18 protein-coding genes are annotated in these 17521 nt (G+C 57.5%); 6 read left to right on the forward strand and 12 right to left on the reverse strand.

Features of this window, described 5'->3' with window-relative positions:
- Window positions 1-5: 5 nt before the first annotated feature.
- Genes G438_RS0109445 through glgA form a run of 4 tightly spaced genes read right to left on the reverse strand, consistent with a single transcriptional unit; the run spans window position 6 to window position 3433 of the window.
- Window positions 6-905 (reverse strand): SPFH domain-containing protein, encoded by a 900-nt coding sequence (locus G438_RS0109445; protein WP_034285774.1) that lies wholly within the window; start codon window positions 903-905, stop codon window positions 6-8.
- A 19-nt stretch (window positions 906-924) separates the two neighbouring features.
- Window positions 925-1356, reverse strand: a complete 432-nt coding sequence (locus G438_RS0109450; protein WP_026461105.1) for an NfeD family protein — start codon at window positions 1354-1356, stop codon at window positions 925-927.
- Between the two features lie 21 nt (window positions 1357-1377).
- Complete coding sequence (locus tag G438_RS0109455) at window positions 1378-2175, reverse strand: ABC transporter ATP-binding protein (protein ID WP_026461106.1); 798 nt, start codon at window positions 2173-2175, stop codon at window positions 1378-1380.
- 28 nt (window positions 2176-2203) lie between these two features.
- Entirely contained in the window at window positions 2204-3433 is a 1230-nt protein-coding gene (gene glgA, locus G438_RS0109460; RefSeq protein WP_026461107.1) for a glycogen synthase, read from the reverse strand.
- Window positions 3434-3586: 153 nt separating this feature from the next.
- Here glgA and G438_RS0109465 point away from each other — a divergent pair, with 153 nt between their 5' ends.
- Together G438_RS0109465 and serB are read left to right on the forward strand one after the other, a co-directional pair.
- A complete protein-coding gene (locus G438_RS0109465) occupies window positions 3587-4825 on the forward strand; it encodes a glucose-1-phosphate adenylyltransferase (RefSeq protein ID WP_026461108.1) in 1239 nt (412 codons plus the stop codon).
- A 164-nt stretch (window positions 4826-4989) separates the two neighbouring features.
- On the forward strand, window positions 4990-5682 hold the full coding sequence (gene serB / locus G438_RS0109470) for a phosphoserine phosphatase SerB (RefSeq protein ID WP_026461109.1): 693 nt from the start codon (window positions 4990-4992) through the stop codon (window positions 5680-5682).
- Here serB and G438_RS12510 read toward each other — a convergent pair.
- The 8 genes from G438_RS12510 to G438_RS0109505 are packed head-to-tail and all read right to left on the reverse strand — an operon-like array spanning window position 5679 to window position 11702.
- Window positions 5679-5840, reverse strand: coding sequence for a hypothetical protein (locus G438_RS12510; protein ID WP_165569250.1), 162 nt, complete (start codon window positions 5838-5840; stop codon window positions 5679-5681). The genes serB and G438_RS12510 overlap by 4 nt on opposite strands.
- A complete protein-coding gene (gene cmk / locus G438_RS0109475; protein WP_026461110.1) occupies window positions 5837-6577 on the reverse strand; it encodes a (d)CMP kinase in 741 nt (246 codons plus the stop codon). The genes G438_RS12510 and cmk overlap by 4 nt, the downstream gene beginning before the upstream one ends.
- An 8-nt stretch (window positions 6578-6585) precedes the next feature.
- Window positions 6586-7728: a prephenate dehydrogenase gene (locus G438_RS0109480; protein WP_034285775.1), complete on the reverse strand. Its 1143-nt coding sequence runs from the start codon at window positions 7726-7728 to the stop codon at window positions 6586-6588.
- A 40-nt stretch (window positions 7729-7768) separates the two neighbouring features.
- Entirely contained in the window at window positions 7769-8518 is a 750-nt protein-coding gene (locus tag G438_RS0109485; protein WP_026461112.1) for a pseudouridine synthase, read from the reverse strand.
- Window positions 8515-9090, reverse strand: a complete 576-nt coding sequence (scpB, locus tag G438_RS0109490) for an SMC-Scp complex subunit ScpB (RefSeq protein ID WP_026461113.1) — start codon at window positions 9088-9090, stop codon at window positions 8515-8517. Before scpB ends, G438_RS0109485 begins: the two co-directional genes overlap by 4 nt.
- Complete coding sequence (locus G438_RS0109495) at window positions 9087-9881, reverse strand: segregation and condensation protein A (protein ID WP_026461114.1); 795 nt, start codon at window positions 9879-9881, stop codon at window positions 9087-9089. The genes scpB and G438_RS0109495 overlap by 4 nt, the downstream gene beginning before the upstream one ends.
- Window positions 9871-10734 (reverse strand): ParA family protein, encoded by an 864-nt coding sequence (locus G438_RS0109500; protein ID WP_026461115.1) that lies wholly within the window; start codon window positions 10732-10734, stop codon window positions 9871-9873. Before G438_RS0109500 ends, G438_RS0109495 begins: the two co-directional genes overlap by 11 nt.
- Before the next feature lie 50 nt (window positions 10735-10784).
- Entirely contained in the window at window positions 10785-11702 is a 918-nt protein-coding gene (locus G438_RS0109505; protein WP_026461116.1) for a tyrosine recombinase, read from the reverse strand.
- A gap of 122 nt (window positions 11703-11824) precedes the next feature.
- On the opposite strand from G438_RS0109505, the gene tkt reads away from it, so the two are divergent.
- The 4 genes from tkt (at window position 11825) to pgl (ending at window position 17351) form a co-directional block, all read left to right on the forward strand.
- Complete coding sequence (gene tkt, locus G438_RS0109510; RefSeq protein WP_026461117.1) at window positions 11825-13903, forward strand: transketolase; 2079 nt, start codon at window positions 11825-11827, stop codon at window positions 13901-13903.
- Between the two features lie 144 nt (window positions 13904-14047).
- The gene (gene zwf / locus G438_RS0109515; RefSeq protein WP_026461118.1) at window positions 14048-15577 is read left to right on the forward strand and encodes a glucose-6-phosphate dehydrogenase; all 1530 of its coding nucleotides are present in this window, start codon (window positions 14048-14050) and stop codon (window positions 15575-15577) included.
- On the forward strand, window positions 15574-16536 hold the full coding sequence (locus tag G438_RS11680) for a glucose-6-phosphate dehydrogenase assembly protein OpcA (protein ID WP_051259469.1): 963 nt from the start codon (window positions 15574-15576) through the stop codon (window positions 16534-16536). Before zwf ends, G438_RS11680 begins: the two co-directional genes overlap by 4 nt.
- Window positions 16533-17351, forward strand: a complete 819-nt coding sequence (pgl, locus tag G438_RS11685) for a 6-phosphogluconolactonase (RefSeq protein WP_051259470.1) — start codon at window positions 16533-16535, stop codon at window positions 17349-17351. The genes G438_RS11680 and pgl overlap by 4 nt, the downstream gene beginning before the upstream one ends.
- The last annotated feature ends 170 nt before the right edge of the window (window positions 17352-17521 follow it).

A 17521-nucleotide genomic window follows, 5' to 3' on the forward strand; every position in this document is an offset into this window, starting at 1 on the left:
CAGGTTTAATTCTTCGGGTTGAAGCCTTTGGCGACTGCATCCAGTGCAGCAGTCAATTCGGTGGGGACAACCCAGACCTTCGATGCTTCACCGCGGGCAATTTGTGGCAGCATCTGCAGGTATTGGTAGGACAGCAACTCCGGCGTGGGGTTACCTGCGTGGATGGCATCAAAGACTGTTTGAATCGCTTGAGCATCACCACTTGCGCGCGTTACGGCTGCTTGGGCTTGGCCTTCAGCTCGCAGAATTGCCGATTGCTTTTCACCTTCAGCCTGAAGGATCTGCGATTGACGCACACCTTCAGCGGTGAGGATTGCTGCGCGCTTATCGCGTTCAGCACGCAATTGCTGCTCCATAGCGTGCTGGATGGACGGCGGTGGGTCAATAGCTTTGAGTTCGACGCGGTTCACACGAATACCCCATCGGCCTGTGGCTTCGTCCAGGACGCCACGCAGCTGCGCATTAATTTGATCGCGCGAGGTCAGTGTCGCCTCCAAGTCAAGGGAGCCGATCACGTTACGCAATGTGGTAATGGTGAGCTGTTCAATTGCCTGTATGTAGTTGGCAATCTCGTAGGTGGCGTGCATGGGGTCGTTCACTTGGTAGTACACGACCGAGTCAATGGAAACCACCACGTTGTCAGCAGTAATCACTGGCTGAGGTGGGAAGCTCGTCACTTGTTCACGCAGGTCGACACGGCTTGCGATGCGGTCAATAAAGGGAATGACGACGTGGAGGCCGGCGAACATGACGGAATGGAATTTACCGAGGCGTTCAATGACGAGTGCGCGTGACTGCGGCACGATCTGAACTGCTCGGACGAGCATGATAATGATGAGAACTGCAAATGCCAGCAACACCACTGCGATGGCTGGCACAGCGAGGATCCCTGCAGAACTGTCCATATTTTCTCCTGAGTGTGAACTATGAATGAAGTGGTGCCACGATGGCTGTGGCCCCACTGATACGTACTACGGTCACTTCAGCGTCAACTGGCACTTCACGATCATCCTCGGTCCGTGCTGACCAAATGTCGCCGGCAAGGCGGATTCGCCCGTCCCGACCATTGACGGTTTCAGTGACGACCGCTTCTGCGCCTACCAGACCTTGCGCGTTGGTGTTGACCTTGGGCGTGCTGCGCGCCAAATGCGCTCGCGCCCATGGCCGGACAAGGATCAGCAGCAAAATGGCAGCCACAGCAAAGAGCACTACCTGGACCCACAGGGGCGCACCAGCGGCGGAGGCGCCGGCACCTGCGAGTGCGGCGATCGCGAGCATCAGGAAGAAAAAGTCAACGGTGAGTAATTCGATAATGCCAAGGATAACCACTGCAAGTAGCCACCATGTCCAATCCACAGGTCCTTCTCCTTTTCGTTTCTATTGTCGAGGCGATACCACGGCCCTGGCCCACCAACGTCCATCGGTGCTACCTGCCGTTAGCGGTAGGTTGTATGCGTGAGACAAGGTGACGCCGTTGAGGGTGTCATTGATGTCGCCCGCCGCAATAATTCGCCCCTGCGACATAATAGCTGCGTGGGTAATCCCCGGCGGGATTTCTTCCACTTGGTGCGTGACAAGCACGATCTGCGGACTATTGGGGCCAGCAATGATCTCACTCAGTGCCCCCACAAGGATTTCGCGCGCCCCCAAGTCCAGTCCGGCACCCGGTTCATCGAGGATGAGGACTTCAGGGTCGGTCATGAGAGCACGGGCAAGGAGCGTCCGCTGCCTTTCACCTTCCGACAGGCTACCGAAACGCCGCTCGGACATATGTGCCACACCGAAGGCATCCAACAGCGCGTGGGTACGCTCATCGTCAAAGCTCTCATACGCCTCGTTCCATCGCTCGGCAGCTCCCCATGCGGCGGTACGCACCACGTCACGCACCATAAGGCTGGGGCGTATCCGTTGGGCAAGGGATTGCGACGCAAAACCGATGGTGGCTGAGAGGTCAGCACCATCAGCGATTGCACAGTCCATACCACAGGCAGTAACTGACCCTCGGCTGGGTAATTCGCGACCAGTAGCCACGCGCACCAACGAGGTTTTTCCTGCGCCATTGGGTCCAAGGATCACCCAGTGTTGACCGACAGAAGTACTCCAGGTGACATTGTCGAGTATCCGATGCCCGCCACGCGCCAGCGTGACGCCCTGTACGTCTAGAACTGTCTGCATACTCCGAAGTTTAGTGTGCTCGGCGCGCTCACGCTGACAAGAGGCTGCGGTACAAGTGTGCGGTTTTGTCACCAATGGCGTCCCACGAGAAATGGTCACGGGCTCGCGTCAAGCCTGCGCGTCCCATCTGCTGCGCTAGCTGTGGGTCTTCCAGCACAGCAATCAAGCGATTGGCCATATCAGCTTCGAATTGCTGCGGATTCAGTGGCGTGCCGGTACCGTCTTGTTTCTGTTCAATGGGGATCAGATAACCGGTTTCACCATCAACAATGACATCGGGGATGCCGCCTGTTGCGGTGCCGACTACTGGTAGTCCTAGCGCCATTGCCTCGAGGTTAACGATGCCAAGCGGCTCATACACTGATGGCGTGATGAACACATGCGCCGCATCGAGGACACAGGCAAGTTCTGGTTGGGGCAGCATACGAGTGATCAGCACAACGCCGTTGCGTACTTCTTTCAGTTGCCCGACCAAGCTTTCAACCTCTGCAGCGATTTCGGGGGTGTCGGGCGCTCCAGCGCACAGCACGATCTGCACATCAGCAGGGAGTTGCCGCGCCGCGCGCAAAAAGTAGGGCAATCCTTTTTGCCGAGTGATTCGACCGACGAATACGACGGTTGGCCTGGTGGGGTCGATGCCGTTGTCTTTGAGGACGCGTTCTTTCAGGGCTTCGCCTTCATCGCCTTGGGGGCGGTGCCACACCGATAGGTCAATACCATTGTGGATGACGTGGACCTTTGTGTCGTCCACCGCCGGGTAGGAGCGCAAAATATCCGCCTTCATACCGTTGGATACCGCCACGATGGCTGCGGCGGCCTCGTAAGCGCCCTTTTCCACCCAGGAGGAGAGTCGGTATCCGCCACCAAGCTGTTCGGCTTTCCATGGACGCAGTGGTTCCAATGAATGGGCGGAGATCACGTGAGGGATGTCGTGGAGGAGGCTGGAGAGTAAACCAGCGTGGTTGGCGTACCACGTGTGGGAATGAACCAGGTCTGCGCCTTCAGTGCCCTGCGCCATCGCTAGATCCACACCCATTGTGCGCAGGGCAGCATTGGCTTCTTCTAGGCCACCGAGCTCGTTATATCCGCATACCCCAGGATCAGCTCCAACAGTGCCTTCAAGGCGAGGCCCATCGAAGCAGTGCACACGTAGATCATCGACGCGTGTCCGCAGTACTTTCGCTAATTCGAGGACGTGGACGCCAGCACCACCGTAAACGTGAGGTGGATATTCGCGGGTAAGCAGATCAATGCGCATCTCAGGCTCCCTTCAGAGTCAAAACTCCCTCAAGCCTACTGTGCCTGGCGCCATATTGGGAGCCTTAACGAAAACTTCGCCCTATCTCCTCAAAATGTGAAACGCGCCTCTGATTTTTACCCACGATCAAACGTTTAGCCGTAGGCTACCGCCATGGGGAAAAATAACGTACTCGCAATTGTCCTAGCCGGTGGCGAAGGTAAGCGTCTCATGCCGCTGACCGACGACCGAGCCAAGCCAGCAGTGCCCTTTGGTGGACACTACCGACTGATCGACTTTGCCCTGTCAAATATGGTCAATTCAGGGTATATGAAGATCGTGGTGCTCACACAGTACAAGTCGCATTCGCTGGACCGCCACGTCACCAAAACCTGGTACCTGTCACCGCTATTAGGTAACTTCGTCGCCCCCGTGCCGGCTCAGCAGCGCCGCGGCCCGCACTGGTATCTGGGAAGCGCCGACGCTATCTATCAATCACTCAATATCGTTGACGACGAGCAGCCTGACTACATTGTCATCATCGGTGCGGATAATATCTACCGGATGGATTTCTCCCAGATGGTGGATCACCACATCGCCTCTGGCCTACCATGCACCGTCGCTGGTATTCGTCAGCCGATTGAATTGGCGCCCGCCTTGGGTGTTATTGACGCCGAAGGTGGCGCGGTGAAGAACTTCTTCGAAAAACCTGCCTCAGCGCAAGGGCTTGCTGACGACCCCACCAAGGTACTTGCCTCAATGGGTAACTACGTGTTCACCACGAAGGACTTGGTTGCGGCCTTGCGTGAAGATGCTGCCGACGAATCGTCCAAACATGATATGGGCGGCAATATTGTTCCATGGTTCGTCGAGCGTGGCGCCTGCGGCGTTTACGACTTTATTGACAATGACGTCCCCGGCTCGACTGATCGTGACCGCAACTACTGGCGCGACGTGGGTACACTGGACGCCTACTACGAAGCCAATATGGACCTCATCAGTGTCCACCCGGTCTTCAATCTGTATAACCGTCATTGGCCGACGATGACCCAGCTTGAAGGCAACCTCCCGCCCGCGAAATTCGTTTACGGCGAAGAGCACTCGCGGATGGGCCATGCCATTGACAGTTTCGTGTCACCAGGCGCCATTATTTCCGGTGGTGAGGTCTACCATTCGATCGTCTCCCCGTGGGCTTATGTTCACTCGTGGGCGCAGGTCACCGACTCGGTCATTATGCATGGCACCCGTATTGGACGCCATGCCATTGTGGCTAAGGCAATCCTCGATAAGGGTGTCATCGTTGAAGAAGGCGCTGTCGTGGGCGTCGACCTTGAACATGACCGCGCTCGCGGCTACACCGTCACCGAATCAGGTATTACGGTGCTACCTAAGGGCACGGTTGTCACCAAGTGACGTCGTCGGTGCGGTACATACAGTTGTGTGACCGCTCAGTAATCCCCGCCGCTCCCCTTGTGGCGGGGATTACTGTGCGCGTCATTGACGGTCCTGTGATTGAGGATGCTCCACGCTGGCATGCTCTTGTGTGGGAAATTACTTCATCTCACGCTGACATCTCTTTGGTGCCCTGGGCGTCCGGCCCAGGTGTCGGTGCTCCACAGCTGCTCCCTCCTTTAGTGTCGTCGGAGCCATTCCTTGTGGTCACGGATGTCGATTCGACCCTGATTGAGCAGGAGGTGATTGAGGAACTTGCGGCATATGCGGGGACGCGCACGCAGGTTGCTGAAATTACCTCACGCGCAATGAATGGTGAGTTGGATTTTGCGCAGTCTCTTCATGCCCGCGTTGCAACACTTAAAGGACTACCGAGCAGCGTATTTGCTGAGGTTGTGCAGCAGATTCGCTTTACAGCTGGGGCAAAGCAATTGGTTGAGGCGGTCCACGCTCGGGGCGGCACCTTCGGTGTCGTATCAGGTGGATTTGGTGAAATTGTTGAGCCGTTGTGCCAGCAGCTTGGTATTGACCATTGGGTGGCCAATCGTCTTGAAGTAAAAGGTGGTGTCCTCACGGGCCGTGTCCTTGGTGATGTGGTGACAGCGCAAACGAAGGTTGAGTGTTTGCGCCGGTGGGCAAGCGCTGATGGCGTTGGTATGTCGCAAACTATCGCCGTTGGTGATGGTGCGAATGACGTACCTATGCTTGCCGAGGCCGCGGTTGGTTTCGCTTTCTGTGCCAAACCAGCGGTGCGCGAGCAGGTGCCACTGCACATTAATATTGCGCGCCTTGATGCCGTTTGTGCCGTCTGGTGTTAGGGCGTACGTGCTGTTGTGGCGTACTTGAGGGCACTGGGCTGCTCAATGGTGACGTGTGTGCCACTAGGTACCAACGGTCCCCCATCGATCAGCATCAACTGGGCGGCCAGTTCGATACGTGTCTGGCAGGAGCGTCTTTCGTTATTTGGCCTACTCACGAGGCGCGGGCTGCCAAATTGGTGTCCACCAGTGCCAGCACAGCCTCGACAACCCCGTCGACATTGAGTCCGGTGGAGTCAATTACTGTGACCCCTGGAGCTGGCTTCATAAATTGTGACACTGTGGAATCCGCAGCATCGCGATCGGCCACTTGGGCGCGTACCAACGCCAGAGATTCGGCCGTATCATCACCGTAGAGTTCTTTTGCGCGCCGTCGCAGCCGCGCATCGGCATCCGCCAGTAGAAGAATACGCACGTCTGCGTCAGGGCATACGACAGTGGTAATATCACGACCTTCTGCGACCATACCAGAACCGGCATTTCGAGCCTGCATCATGCGTCGACGCTGTTCAGCTGCCATCCATTCGCGCACGTCACGGTTTGTCGACACCTGAGGTATACCGAGGGCGATTCGCGGCTTCCGTATCTCTGCGGTGATATCGCGGTCACCCACGTAGACATGCGCCTCGTGCGGTTGGGCATCGAGGCGCAACGGCATCTCATCAGCTAAGGCACGTACAGCGGCATTATCGCTCAGCTCAACGCCCTGTTCGAGGGCGTACCATGTCAGCGCGCGATACATCGCGCCGGTATCGAGGTAGCCAATACCCAATCGTTGGGCAACGGCACGCGAAACAGTCGATTTGCCGGACCCAGCTGGCCCGTCAATGGCGATGGTAATACCCAACGACGCAATGGCCTCGCGACGTCTGAGGTCCTGGCACGCAGTATCCACAGGTGCTCCTAATCCAGTTGGTGGGTGATGATGCGCCAGCCTCGCGCATCCAGTTCTTCCTGGGCCTGACGCAGCTTGGCAGGGTCGACCATCACGCGCGCCACACCCACGTGTTGTCCAGCGGAGTGTTCCAACACAAGATCTTCGATATTAATGCCAATTTCTCCCAGTTCAGTGAAAAGCCGCCCTAAGGAGCCTGGCTGATCGGGGATCAGGACCTCCACTTCACCGTAGCGTCGTGGTGCACCGCCATGCTTGCCGGGGATACGAGCCACTCCCCTGTTACCTGCGTCGATCACACGGTTAATTGCACCAACAGAACCACCGCGCAGGGGACCAAGTTCAGCAGCGGCATCTAAATGGGCGATAAGCGCAGCAAGGTCTGCAGAAATGTCTTTGAGGATGGCCGCCACTGGACCAGCGTTACCTGCCAAGATTGCGGTCCACAGCCTCGGATCGGAGGCGGCAATGCGGGTCGTATCGCGTAATCCTTGTCCTGCAAGCCCGAGGGCTTCGTCAGGTGCATGAGCCAGGCGTGCAGCCAAAAGCGATGACACCAACTGGGGCACGTGGGAAACCAGCGCCACCGAGCGATCATGTGTGGCAGCATCCATTTCGATGGGGAATGCCCCCACGTCGCTTGCCAACGAACGCACGGCACGCACCGCCTCGGGACTGGACGCAGGATGAGCGACCACAACCCACGGGCGGCCATAAAATAGGTCAAGGTCTGCAGCACTTGCACCTGAGCGTTCTCGACCAGCCATAGGGTGGGAACCGACGTAGCGCGTCGCAAGTTGAGCGGCCTCGTCATGACCTAGGACGTCAGCTAATACCGCTTCTTTGACGCTGGCAACGTCGGTGACGATCGCCTGCGGGTAGTTGCGCAGCGCCTCCACCACGCAAATATCAGCGACATCGGGCGGCGTGGCGACGATGACGAGGCGAGGCGAGGCTTGCGTGTCCATCAGCGGTGTACCTGCGCCCATGTCTTGGGCCAGACGTAGCGACGTGGGCGAGGTGTCATGAAGGAGGACGTCAACTCCGGCAGCACGCAAACACAAACCTAATGATGCACCTAAAAGACCTGTCCCGATGATCAGCACCGGACCAGTGGTCGCTACGACGCGGTTGACTGGCGCAATACCCATCGTCTCTCCTGAGGTTGAGCCGTACTCGGCAGACTCATCGTTATAGACCCACCGTGGAGTACAGTGCGACGAGTTGGTTGCCTTTCACCCTGCGGGTCGTGCCGGGTTGAAGGCGATCAAGGTGAATCGGTCCAAAATGGGTGCGGACTAGTTCGCGAACCGGGTAGCCGACAGCGTCCATAAGGCGCCGTACGAGGCGGTTACGTCCTTCGTGAACCACGATTTCAACGGTGGTGATATCACCGAATTGTTCCATAACACGGAAGGAATCGACCTTGATGGGACCGTCTTCAAGTTCAATACCTTCAAGGAGTCGCCGTCTGACGCCCGGTTTTACGTCGCCGTGTACGCGCGCCACGTACGTCTTTGACACTTCGTAAGATGGGTGCGTCAGACGGTTCGCAAGTTCCCCATCATTGGTCAGTAGCAGCAGGCCGGAGGTATCAACGTCTAGGCGGCCAACGTGGTAGAGGCGTTCGGGATAGTCCATGAGGAGGTCACCTAGGCACGGTCGCCCTTCGGGATCTGACATTGTGGATATCACGCCGACGGGCTTATTCAGGGCCAAGACAGTGGTCTTGTTTTCGTCAAGGATCAGGCGTGTACCGTCGACGTGGATCACCTGGGTTGTGGGGTCGACACGCAGCCCTTGTGTGCGCACCACCTTGCCGTCAACTTGGACGCGCCCATCTTCGATCATTTCTTCTGCGGCGCGGCGTGAGGCTACCCCAGCGCGGGACAGCACCTTTTGTAGGCGAATACCGCCCTCAACATAGGGGTCTCGACTCACAATAATTCCTCCAACTCGTCGAGTTCTTCGTGTTCTGGTAGGTACGGTGCCAAGGGTTCTAAGTCATCGAGTGACGTAAAGCCCATACGTTCTAAGAAGGTTGCTGTTGTCCCATAGAGTCGCGCACCGGTGGGACTTTCACCAATTTCTTCGATCAAATCCCGTGCTATAAGCGTACGCACCACGGCGTCAACGTTCACGCCTCGAATATGCGAGATGCGTGACCTTGACACCGGTTGCCGGTAGGCGACAACCGCGAGTGTTTCAAGCGCCGCCTGGGATAGTCTAGCTTGAGCTGAACCAATGACGAAGCGTCCCACGGCATCAGCCCACTGGGGATTACTGTAGATACGCCAACCACCTGCAACTTCACGTAATTCAAAGCCGCGGGGCCGTTGACCGGAATGACCACGATATTCTGCTTCTAAGGTTCTCAGCGCCTCAAGGACTTGAGAGTCATCCGCATCGAGTGCTTCAGCGAGTTCACCCACTGATACGACGCGGTCGGTCACCATCAGTATCGCTTCAAGTGGTGCTAGCAGTGTCTCCCAGCGGTTCGTCTCAACGCTCATTCAACTGTCCCTTCATCTGGTGGCGCCTGGCCGGTCCATATCAATGTCAGTCGGCCAAGGGCCTCGTCCTGCGTGAATTCGATAGCACCGGACCTGTACAGCTCCAAGGTCGCAAGGAAGCGTGAGACGATGACCGCGGTATTTTCTGCATCGGCGACAAGCTGAGCGAAGGTGGCGCTACCTTTTGAGCGGAGTCGTTCAACGAGGATATGGAGTTGCGGTGCGACGGGTACGACCGGGTCGTGGAGGTGCGTGACCTGCACTGTGGGGGGTCGTTGCGAAAGCGCGTCGGCTGCTGCACGTGCAAGGTCGTGGGCGTTGATGGTCCAGACCAGTTCTGGAAGTAGGCTGGTAAAGGGTTCTTCAATGCCGATATTGCGCGGGTAGCGTGTGGCAGTGGCGTCAAGGGCCACACCGATCGATTGCCCAGCCAAACGAAAGGCGCGGTATTGAAGGAGGCGACTAAAAAGAAGGTCGCGGGCCTCCAGGTCTTGCGCAGAGGTGTCGTCGGTGTCTTCAATGCGTGGCAGCAGCGACGCTGCTTTCATATCAAGCAAGGTGGCTGCCACGACAAGGAACTCTGTGGTCGCTGACAAATCGGGGAAATGCTGCATATGAGCGATGAACTCGTCGGTGACCTCCGCTAATGCGACTTGGGTAATATCAAGCCTTTTGCGGGCAATGAGCTGCAAGAGCAGGTCGAATGGGCCTTCGAATACTTCGAGGGCGACGTGAAATTGGTCGATCCGTCCCTGGGTGCCGGTATTTGGGTCTTCAGGTTTAGGCGGCATCTCCACGTGCGATGACTTCCCGAGCGAGGCGACGGTAAGACTGCGCCCCAGCATGGGTAGGGGCATAGGTGGTGATCGGTTCGGTTGCGACTGTAGCGTCCGGGAATTTCACGGTGCGGGCAATGCGTGTAGTGAATACAAGGTCTCCGAAGGCTTCACTCAGGCGGTCGAGAACCTCACGGCTGTGGAGTGTGCGTGTATCAACCATTGTAGGAACAATACCGTCCATTTTCAGGCGCGGATTAATGCGATCACGCACGGTTTCAATGGTTTCCACCAGCAGTGCGACACCACGAAGCGCGAAAAATTCTGCGGCGACAGGAACGATGACGCCGTGCGCTGCGGTCAGCGCGTTGACGGTGAGCAAACCAAGTGATGGTTGACAGTCAATAAGGACAACGTCGTATTCATCTTGGATGGGTCGTAGGACACGTTGAAGCGCAGATTCGCGCGCAACTTCGTTCACCAGTTGAACTTCTGCGGCAGATAAGTCGATATTTGCCGGGAGGACATCCAGGCCAGCAACCTGGGTGTGGCACAAGGCGTTGCGCGGATCCATCTTGGGATTCATCAGAAGGTTGTAGATGGTGACGTCCATATCGAGGGTGTTAATACCTAGACCAACTGAGGCTGCGCCCTGTGGATCAAAGTCGACGATTAATACCCGCCTGCCGTATTCCGCAAGGGCAGCACCAAGGTTAATCGTTGTCGTCGTTTTCCCAACGCCACCCTTTTGGTTACACATGGCAATAATGCGCGCAGGTCCGTGCGATGCCAGCGGGGCAGGTTGCGGGAAGTCTTCGACGGCGAGGTCAAGGTCCCCTGTCAACGTTGGTTGGGAGGTAACAGTCACAGGCTCATTCTAAGGCATCGATGTGTGGCATCGCGGAAGGAACGCCGCTTTTAGTGGCGTGCACGGGGATGGGAACTGCGGTGGACTTCTCGCAGTGTCAGCGCAGTAACACGAGTATAGATCTGCGTGGTTTGTACACTGGAGTGCCCAAGTAGCTCCTGTACGTCCCGTACCGAGGCGCCGCCTTCCAACAGGTGAGTGGCAAAGCTGTGCCGCAGCGTGTGGGGGCTGACGCGCCCAGCAAGTCCCGCAGCCTCGCTAATCCGTGCCACCGCTTCCCAGGCGAGTTGGCGCGACATTGGGGAACCGCGCTTACCAAGGAAAACAGCCGAGGCTCCGCTCCCCCGCGCAGCAAGGACTGGACGTGCGCGCACGAGGTAGGCTTCCAACGCCGCTTGGGCATAGGAACCGATGGGAACGAGCCGTTCTTTGCGGCCTTTCCCGAAGTAGCGCACAACAGGCAATTCAGCGTCAAGGTCAAGATCATCGACCGCTAGTGCGGTCGCTTCCGATACGCGTGCGCCAGTGGCATAAAGCAATTCCAACAGCGCTGCGTCCCGTAGGTCGACCACAGTGTCGTGGGCGTGAGCTGCGGCAAGGAGGGCTGCCACTTCGTCAATAGTTAATGCTTTGGGTAAGTGGTCACCGCGTTTGGGTGGGTGTTGACCAGCTGTGGGGTCTTGTCGCGTATATCCCTCGGCGATAGCGAAACGGTGGAGGCTGCGGATAGCTGATAGGCGGCGCGACATTGACGAGGCGGCGCCTGCGCCGTTGGCTGCACTGGTGGCAAGGAAATCGCTGACGTGGCGCGTTGTTACGGCATTGATGTCCTCAATGTGATGGTGACGTAGATACTCTACCCACCGATACGCGTCGCGCCGATAATTGGAGATGGTGTGTGCCGAGGCGCCTTTTTCGACGCGCATATATACCACCCAGTCGTCGAGCACGTCTTCTACTGTTGCCATGCACATATGGTGACATAGGCGTATGGTCTGACGCGCTGCGGCACACAGGACGCTAGAATCGTATCGTTAGCGTTAACGATACACCCCCTCGACCAAGGGGCCGACTCGGCATGGAGGCCGATGTGACACTTCAGTGGGACGAACTCGACGATCGCGCTGTCAAAACCGCGAAAATACTTGCTGCTGATGCGGTGGAAAAGGTAGGGTCTGGCCACCCTGGCACGGCGATTTCGCTGGCACCGGCGGCTTACCTGTTGTACCAGCGTCATCTCAATATTGATCCGCAGGATCCGCGGTGGCTGGGCCGCGACCGTTTCATTCTGTCGGCTGGCCACGCGTCACTGACCCAGTACTGCCAGATGTATCTTGCTGGCCAAACGCTGGAACTTTCTGACCTTGAAGCCCTGCGCACCCAGCACGCCCTCACCCCAGCCCACCCCGAATACGGCCACACCGCAGGTGTTGAAATTACCACCGGACCTCTGGGAACTGGTATCGCCTCGGCTGTCGGCTTTGCTATGGCTGCCCGTCGGGCACATGGCGTTTTCGATCCCGAAACACCAATGGGCCAGTCGGTATTCGACCACTACGTGTACGTTGTCGCGGGCGATGGATGCCTACAGGAAGGTGTTTCCGCTGAAGCTTCTTCACTTGCTGGTACCCAAAAATTGGGCAACTTGATCCTACTGTGGGATGACAACCACATTTCCATCGAAGACGATACCGACATTGCCTTCACCGAAGATGTCCTCGGTCGTTACGAAGCCTATGGTTGGCACGTGCAACGCGTTGACTGGCTGAGCGCAGATGGTTCCTACACTGAAGACGTCGAAGCCCTCAATGACGCCATCGAAGCCGCCAAGGCCGTCACCGATAAGCCGTCGATTATTGCATTGCGCACCATCATCGGTTGGCCAACGCCCGGTAAGCAAAATACCGGTGGTATCCACGGTGCGAAGCTTGGGTCGGATGCGCTGCGCGGCCTGAAGGAAGCACTTGGCGCCAATCCTGACGCCATGTTCGACGCTGACGAGGAAGCTGTTGCACATGCCCGCGCCAATGTCGCTGCGCGTGCGAAGGCGGCGCGTGCCGACTGGGATGCGCGCTTTGAGACCTGGAAGTCCGCTAACCCCGAGGGTGCACGCCTCCTCGACCGCGTCCTGGCAGGCGAATTACCGCAAGGATGGGAAGAAGCTCTGCCGACCTTCGAGGCTGGCACGTCAGTTGCTACCCGCAGCGCTTCGGGTAAGGTCTTGGCAGCCTTGGCTGATGTTCTTCCTGAACTGTGGGGCGGTTCTGCAGACCTTGCAGGTTCCAATAACACGCTGATGCCGTCACAACCCTCCTTCATCCCCGAGGAGCATTCCACCAAGGCATTCCAAGGTGGACCTTTTGGACGTAATCTGCACTTCGGTGTCCGCGAATTCGCGATGGGTGCGGTAATGAATGGCATTGCTGCTGATGGACTGGCACGCCCATACGGCGGTACCTTCTTCGTCTTCTCAGACTTCATGCGTGGCGCGGTGCGTTTGGCGGCACTCATGGATCTACCTGTGACCTATGTGTGGACGCATGACTCCATTGGCGTAGGTGAAGATGGGCCCACACACCAGCCGGTTGAACACCTTGCCGCGTACCGCGCCATCCCCAACCTCGCTGTGATACGGCCCAGCGACGCGAATGAAACAGTTGCTGCATGGAAGGCTGTGCTCAAGCAGTCACACCCAGCTGCCCTGGTCCTTTCCCGCCAGAACCTGCCCGTGCCAGCACGTGGCGACGACGCCCTGGCATGCGCCTGCAATGTGAAGAAGGGCGCCTACGTGCTTGCAGACACCGAAGGCACACCCGACGTGATCCTCATGGCGTCCGGCTCCGAGGTACAGCTGGCTCTTGAGGCCCGCGACCTGCTTGGGACGCAAGGCGTCGCCGCTCGCGTGGTTTCTGTACCGTGTATGGAGTGGTTCGACCAGCAAAGTGCTGACTACAAGGAAGAAGTGCTGCCTGTGGCTGTGCGTGCCCGTGTGTCGGTCGAGGCCGGCATCGCGATGCCATGGCGTCATCTAGTGGGCGACGCAGGACGCTGCGTGTCCTTGGAGCACTACGGCGAGTCGGCCGCAGGCGAGAAACTCTTTGTCGACTATGGTTTCACCGCCGAACGTGTGGTGGAGGCAGCGAAGGAGTCCATCGCGGCCACCAAGTAATTTCACGTGCGGCGTAAAACACATACCAACGCCGCATAAATGAAACGGGCGAGCATGAACTCGCCTCCCGCGATAGGATCAACCGCGGGGGCCCAAGGTCCTAAACCTTCCTGGCCCCCGCGGTTCCTATGTGAAAGGACGATTGTGCACAGCGCCCTCGTCAATCTCCACGACGCTGACGACCGTCGTTTACCTCGTATTGCGCCAGCATGTTCATTAGTGATCTTTGGTATCACCGGTGACCTTGCACGCAAGAAACTCGTTCCAGCAATCTACGACCTAGCCAATCGCGGACTACTCAACCCTGCCTTCTCCCTGGTCGGTTTCGCACGGCGCGACTGGAATGGGCAAGATTTTGAGGACTTTATTCGCACATCAGTGGAGAAACACAACCGCACTGGTTTCAACGAACGCACCTGGCGTCAGCTCGCAACGGGCCTACGCTTCGTGTCGGGCACTTTCGACGACCCTGCGGCATACCAGCGCCTTGCCGAGACACTTCATGAACTGGATACGACGCGCGGTACCGGTGGTAACCATGCGTTCTACTTGTCTATTCCCCCGTCATGGTTCCCAGCTGTTTCGCAGCACCTTGCCGATACCGGCCTGAACCAGCGTCACGGTACGGCCTTCCGCCGCATCATTATTGAAAAGCCTTTCGGCTCAGACCTAGCCAGCGCGCAGGAACTCTCACGCGTCCTAGGACATGCCTTCGACGAGGAAAATATTTTCCGCATCGACCATTACCTTGGTAAAGAAACGGTCCAGAATCTTTTGGCAATGCGTTTTGCCAATACTATGTTCGAACCACTGTGGAACTCTAACTACGTGGACCATATTCAAATCACGATGTCAGAAGATATCGGCATCGGTACCCGCGCCGGCTACTACGACGGTATCGGTGCAGCACGTGACATCATCCAAAACCACCTGCTCCAACTCCTGGCATTAACGGCCATGGAAGAACCCTTAGACCTCTCCCCCACGTCGATGCGTGTCGAGAAAGAAAAAGTACTGCGAGCCGTACGACTGCCCGATAACCTCGATACCTCCACCGCACGCGGACAGTACGCTGCAGGCTGGCAGGGCGGCGCACACGTACGTTCCTTCCTTGAAGAGGACGGAATCGCCCCCGATTCCACCACCGAAACCTTCGCCGCTGTCCAACTATTCGTCGACACCCGCCGATGGGCCAACGTTCCTTTTTACCTCCGTGCTGGCAAACGCCTCGGCAAACGTGTCACCGAAATAGCCGTGATCTTCAAAGGCGCGCCCCACGTCCCATTTGATAACAGCGACCTCGGGGAAACCGGTCAAAACAGTCTGGTGATTAGAGTGCAACCCGACGAAGGTATGACACTGCGTTTCGGATCAAAAGTGCCCGGAGCAGGTATGCAGGTCAGGGATGTATCAATGGATTTTTCCTACGGACATGCCTTCACCGAAGACTCACCCGAAGCTTATGAACGCCTCATTTTAGATGCCATGGTGGGTAACGCCCCCCTCTTTCCCAACCAAACTGAGGTTGAATTATCCTGGCGGATCCTCGACCCCATTTTGCGTCACTGGGAAGCCTCAGGGATCGCACCTCAGAGCTACCGGCCAGGCTCATGGGGTCCAGCCGCAGCCCACCAGATCCTCGCACGCGATGGCCGTTCATGGAGGATCCCATGATTATTACCCTCAAAGACACAACGACTCAGCAGGTCGCCACCACATTACTTGCCCAACGTGAAGCTGCAGGCTCCGGTGCACTTGGTCGTGTCCTCACCCTCATTGTCGTCGTTGACGACATGATTGACGTCGAACGAGCAATTGAAATTAGTGACGCCGCCTCACGAGAACACCCCTGCCGTGTCATCGTTGTCGTAGACGCACCACAAAACGGCAGCTCAGCAACCCTCAACGCTCAGGTGCGCGTCGGCGATTCTGCTGGCCCCTCCGAGGTCGTCGTGTTGGAACCACGAGGCGAAGCAGCACATGACCTTGATCTGCTCGTGATGCCGTTGCTACTGCCCGACACACCTGTCGTCGCCTTCTGGCCCACAAATACGCCCGAAAATCCTGGTGCCCATCCCTTGGGGCGTCTCGCAATACGACGTATCACTGACAGTCGCGCCACTGCGACACCTGTTGCTACCCTCCACCGCCTCGCGCAGGTCTACACTCCTGGTGATACGGACCTCGCATGGTCAGGTATCACCCTGTGGCGCGCGTTATTAGCAGGGATTGTTTCCGCATTTCCTGCGCCCGTTTCTTCAGTGACCGTGCGCGGTAATGCCACCCACCCGTCGTCGTACCTTATCGCCGTGTGGCTCAACCGCATGTTGAATGTGCCCACCGAACACCAGATTGACGCCGACGCGGAAACGATTACTGACGTGGCATTTGAATTAGCTGATGGGACCACCGCGTCACTGTCACGCAGCGCGCGTGGGAAGGTCGCGCACCTATCACGTACAGGTTTGGCAACGATGGATGTGAACCTTGCACGGCGCAGTGTGCAGGACTGCTTGATGGAGGAACTACGCCGTCTTGATCCCGATGTTTTCTACGGCAAGATCCTCACCGAGAACCTGTCACACTACCAGCCCGTCGCACATCAGGTGACTTTAGTGAAAGAATCGCAGTGACCCTCCACGGTATCGCGCCGCACCATTTCGAAATCGCCCCCACCAGCGCAGACCTAGCCGCCTCTGTCGCCGACGCCTTCGCATCATATATCTGCAGCATCGACGCTGAAACGATTGATGTGGCTATCGCCGGTGGTTTCGTTGCGACAACGGTTCTGCCTGCCCTTGCCGCCCACACCGACGCTATCGACTGGTCAAAGATACGTATTTGGTGGGTGGATGAACGTTTCGTTCCTGCTGGCCACAAAGACCGTAACGATGCCGAGGCAATCGCGCAGTTTCTCTTTCGTCTTCCTCAGCTAAGGCTCATGCCGATGCCTACTGATTCAGGTCAAGGTTTAGAGGCTGCACGCACCGAATTTGAAGCTGTGTGGACACGAGAAATGGCAGGCAAGAACCTTGATCTTGCGCTGCTTGGTATGGGACCTGACGGGCATTTTGCCTCCCTATTCCCGCACGACGAATGGCTTCACCTAGGTAGCGATGCGCCACCAGTTCTCGCGGTCAGTCACTCACCTAAACCGCCACCACTGCGCCTGAGTTTGTCCTTGCCTGTGATCGCAGCCTCGCGTGAAATATGGCTCGCAACAGGTGGCTCCTCCAAGGCGGAAGCGATTGGTGCCGCAATGACAGGCGCATCCCCAGCCCAATGGCCGGTGGCGGCCTTATGTGCGCCCGCGCTACTGCCTCGTTTGTCGCTCTTCCTTGACCAGGAGGCCGCCTCCCACCTCACGTGTGAGACTTCATGCGATGCGCCCACTGCTCCGCCCGATACCGTCGCTGCAGCATCTAAACCCCCGCTACACCGACCGTAGCGCTTTGTTAATGTCACCCTCATTCGTGCAAAACACCAAGGGCGTTATCATCCCTGTGAGGCACGAATATCGTCACAACCTCCATGAGGTGCCGAGGTGTTACCCCCTTTCGTGGGAACATTCGTCGTAGGTGTTCGTCCTCATCCATCGGGCAGCACACCGTTACCTTT

The organism is Schaalia suimastitidis DSM 15538 (assembly GCF_000429105.1).
In the GTDB taxonomy this organism is placed as follows: Bacteria; Actinomycetota; Actinomycetes; order Actinomycetales; family Actinomycetaceae; genus Pauljensenia; species Pauljensenia suimastitidis.

What these genes read in the sequence shown, in the direction of transcription:
- G438_RS0109465 (WP_026461108.1), top strand. Translation starts at nt 3,587, where the DNA reads ATGGGGAAAAATAACGTACTCGCAATTGTCCTAGCCGGTGGCGAAGGT.
- G438_RS0109455 (WP_026461106.1), bottom strand. Translation starts at nt 2,175, where the DNA reads ATGCAGACAGTTCTAGACGTACAGGGCGTCACGCTGGCGCGTGGCGGG.
- glgA (WP_026461107.1), bottom strand. Translation starts at nt 3,433, where the DNA reads ATGCGCATTGATCTGCTTACCCGCGAATATCCACCTCACGTTTACGGT.
- G438_RS0109480 (WP_034285775.1), bottom strand. Translation starts at nt 7,728, where the DNA reads ATGGGTATTGCGCCAGTCAACCGCGTCGTAGCGACCACTGGTCCGGTG.
- G438_RS0109495 (WP_026461114.1), bottom strand. Translation starts at nt 9,881, where the DNA reads ATGCCGCCTAAACCTGAAGACCCAAATACCGGCACCCAGGGACGGATC.
- scpB (WP_026461113.1), bottom strand. Translation starts at nt 9,090, where the DNA reads ATGAGCGTTGAGACGAACCGCTGGGAGACACTGCTAGCACCACTTGAA.
- G438_RS0109505 (WP_026461116.1), bottom strand. Translation starts at nt 11,702, where the DNA reads ATGGCAACAGTAGAAGACGTGCTCGACGACTGGGTGGTATATATGCGC.
- G438_RS0109445 (WP_034285774.1), bottom strand. Translation starts at nt 905, where the DNA reads ATGGACAGTTCTGCAGGGATCCTCGCTGTGCCAGCCATCGCAGTGGTG.
- G438_RS11680 (WP_051259469.1), top strand. Translation starts at nt 15,574, where the DNA reads ATGATTATTACCCTCAAAGACACAACGACTCAGCAGGTCGCCACCACA.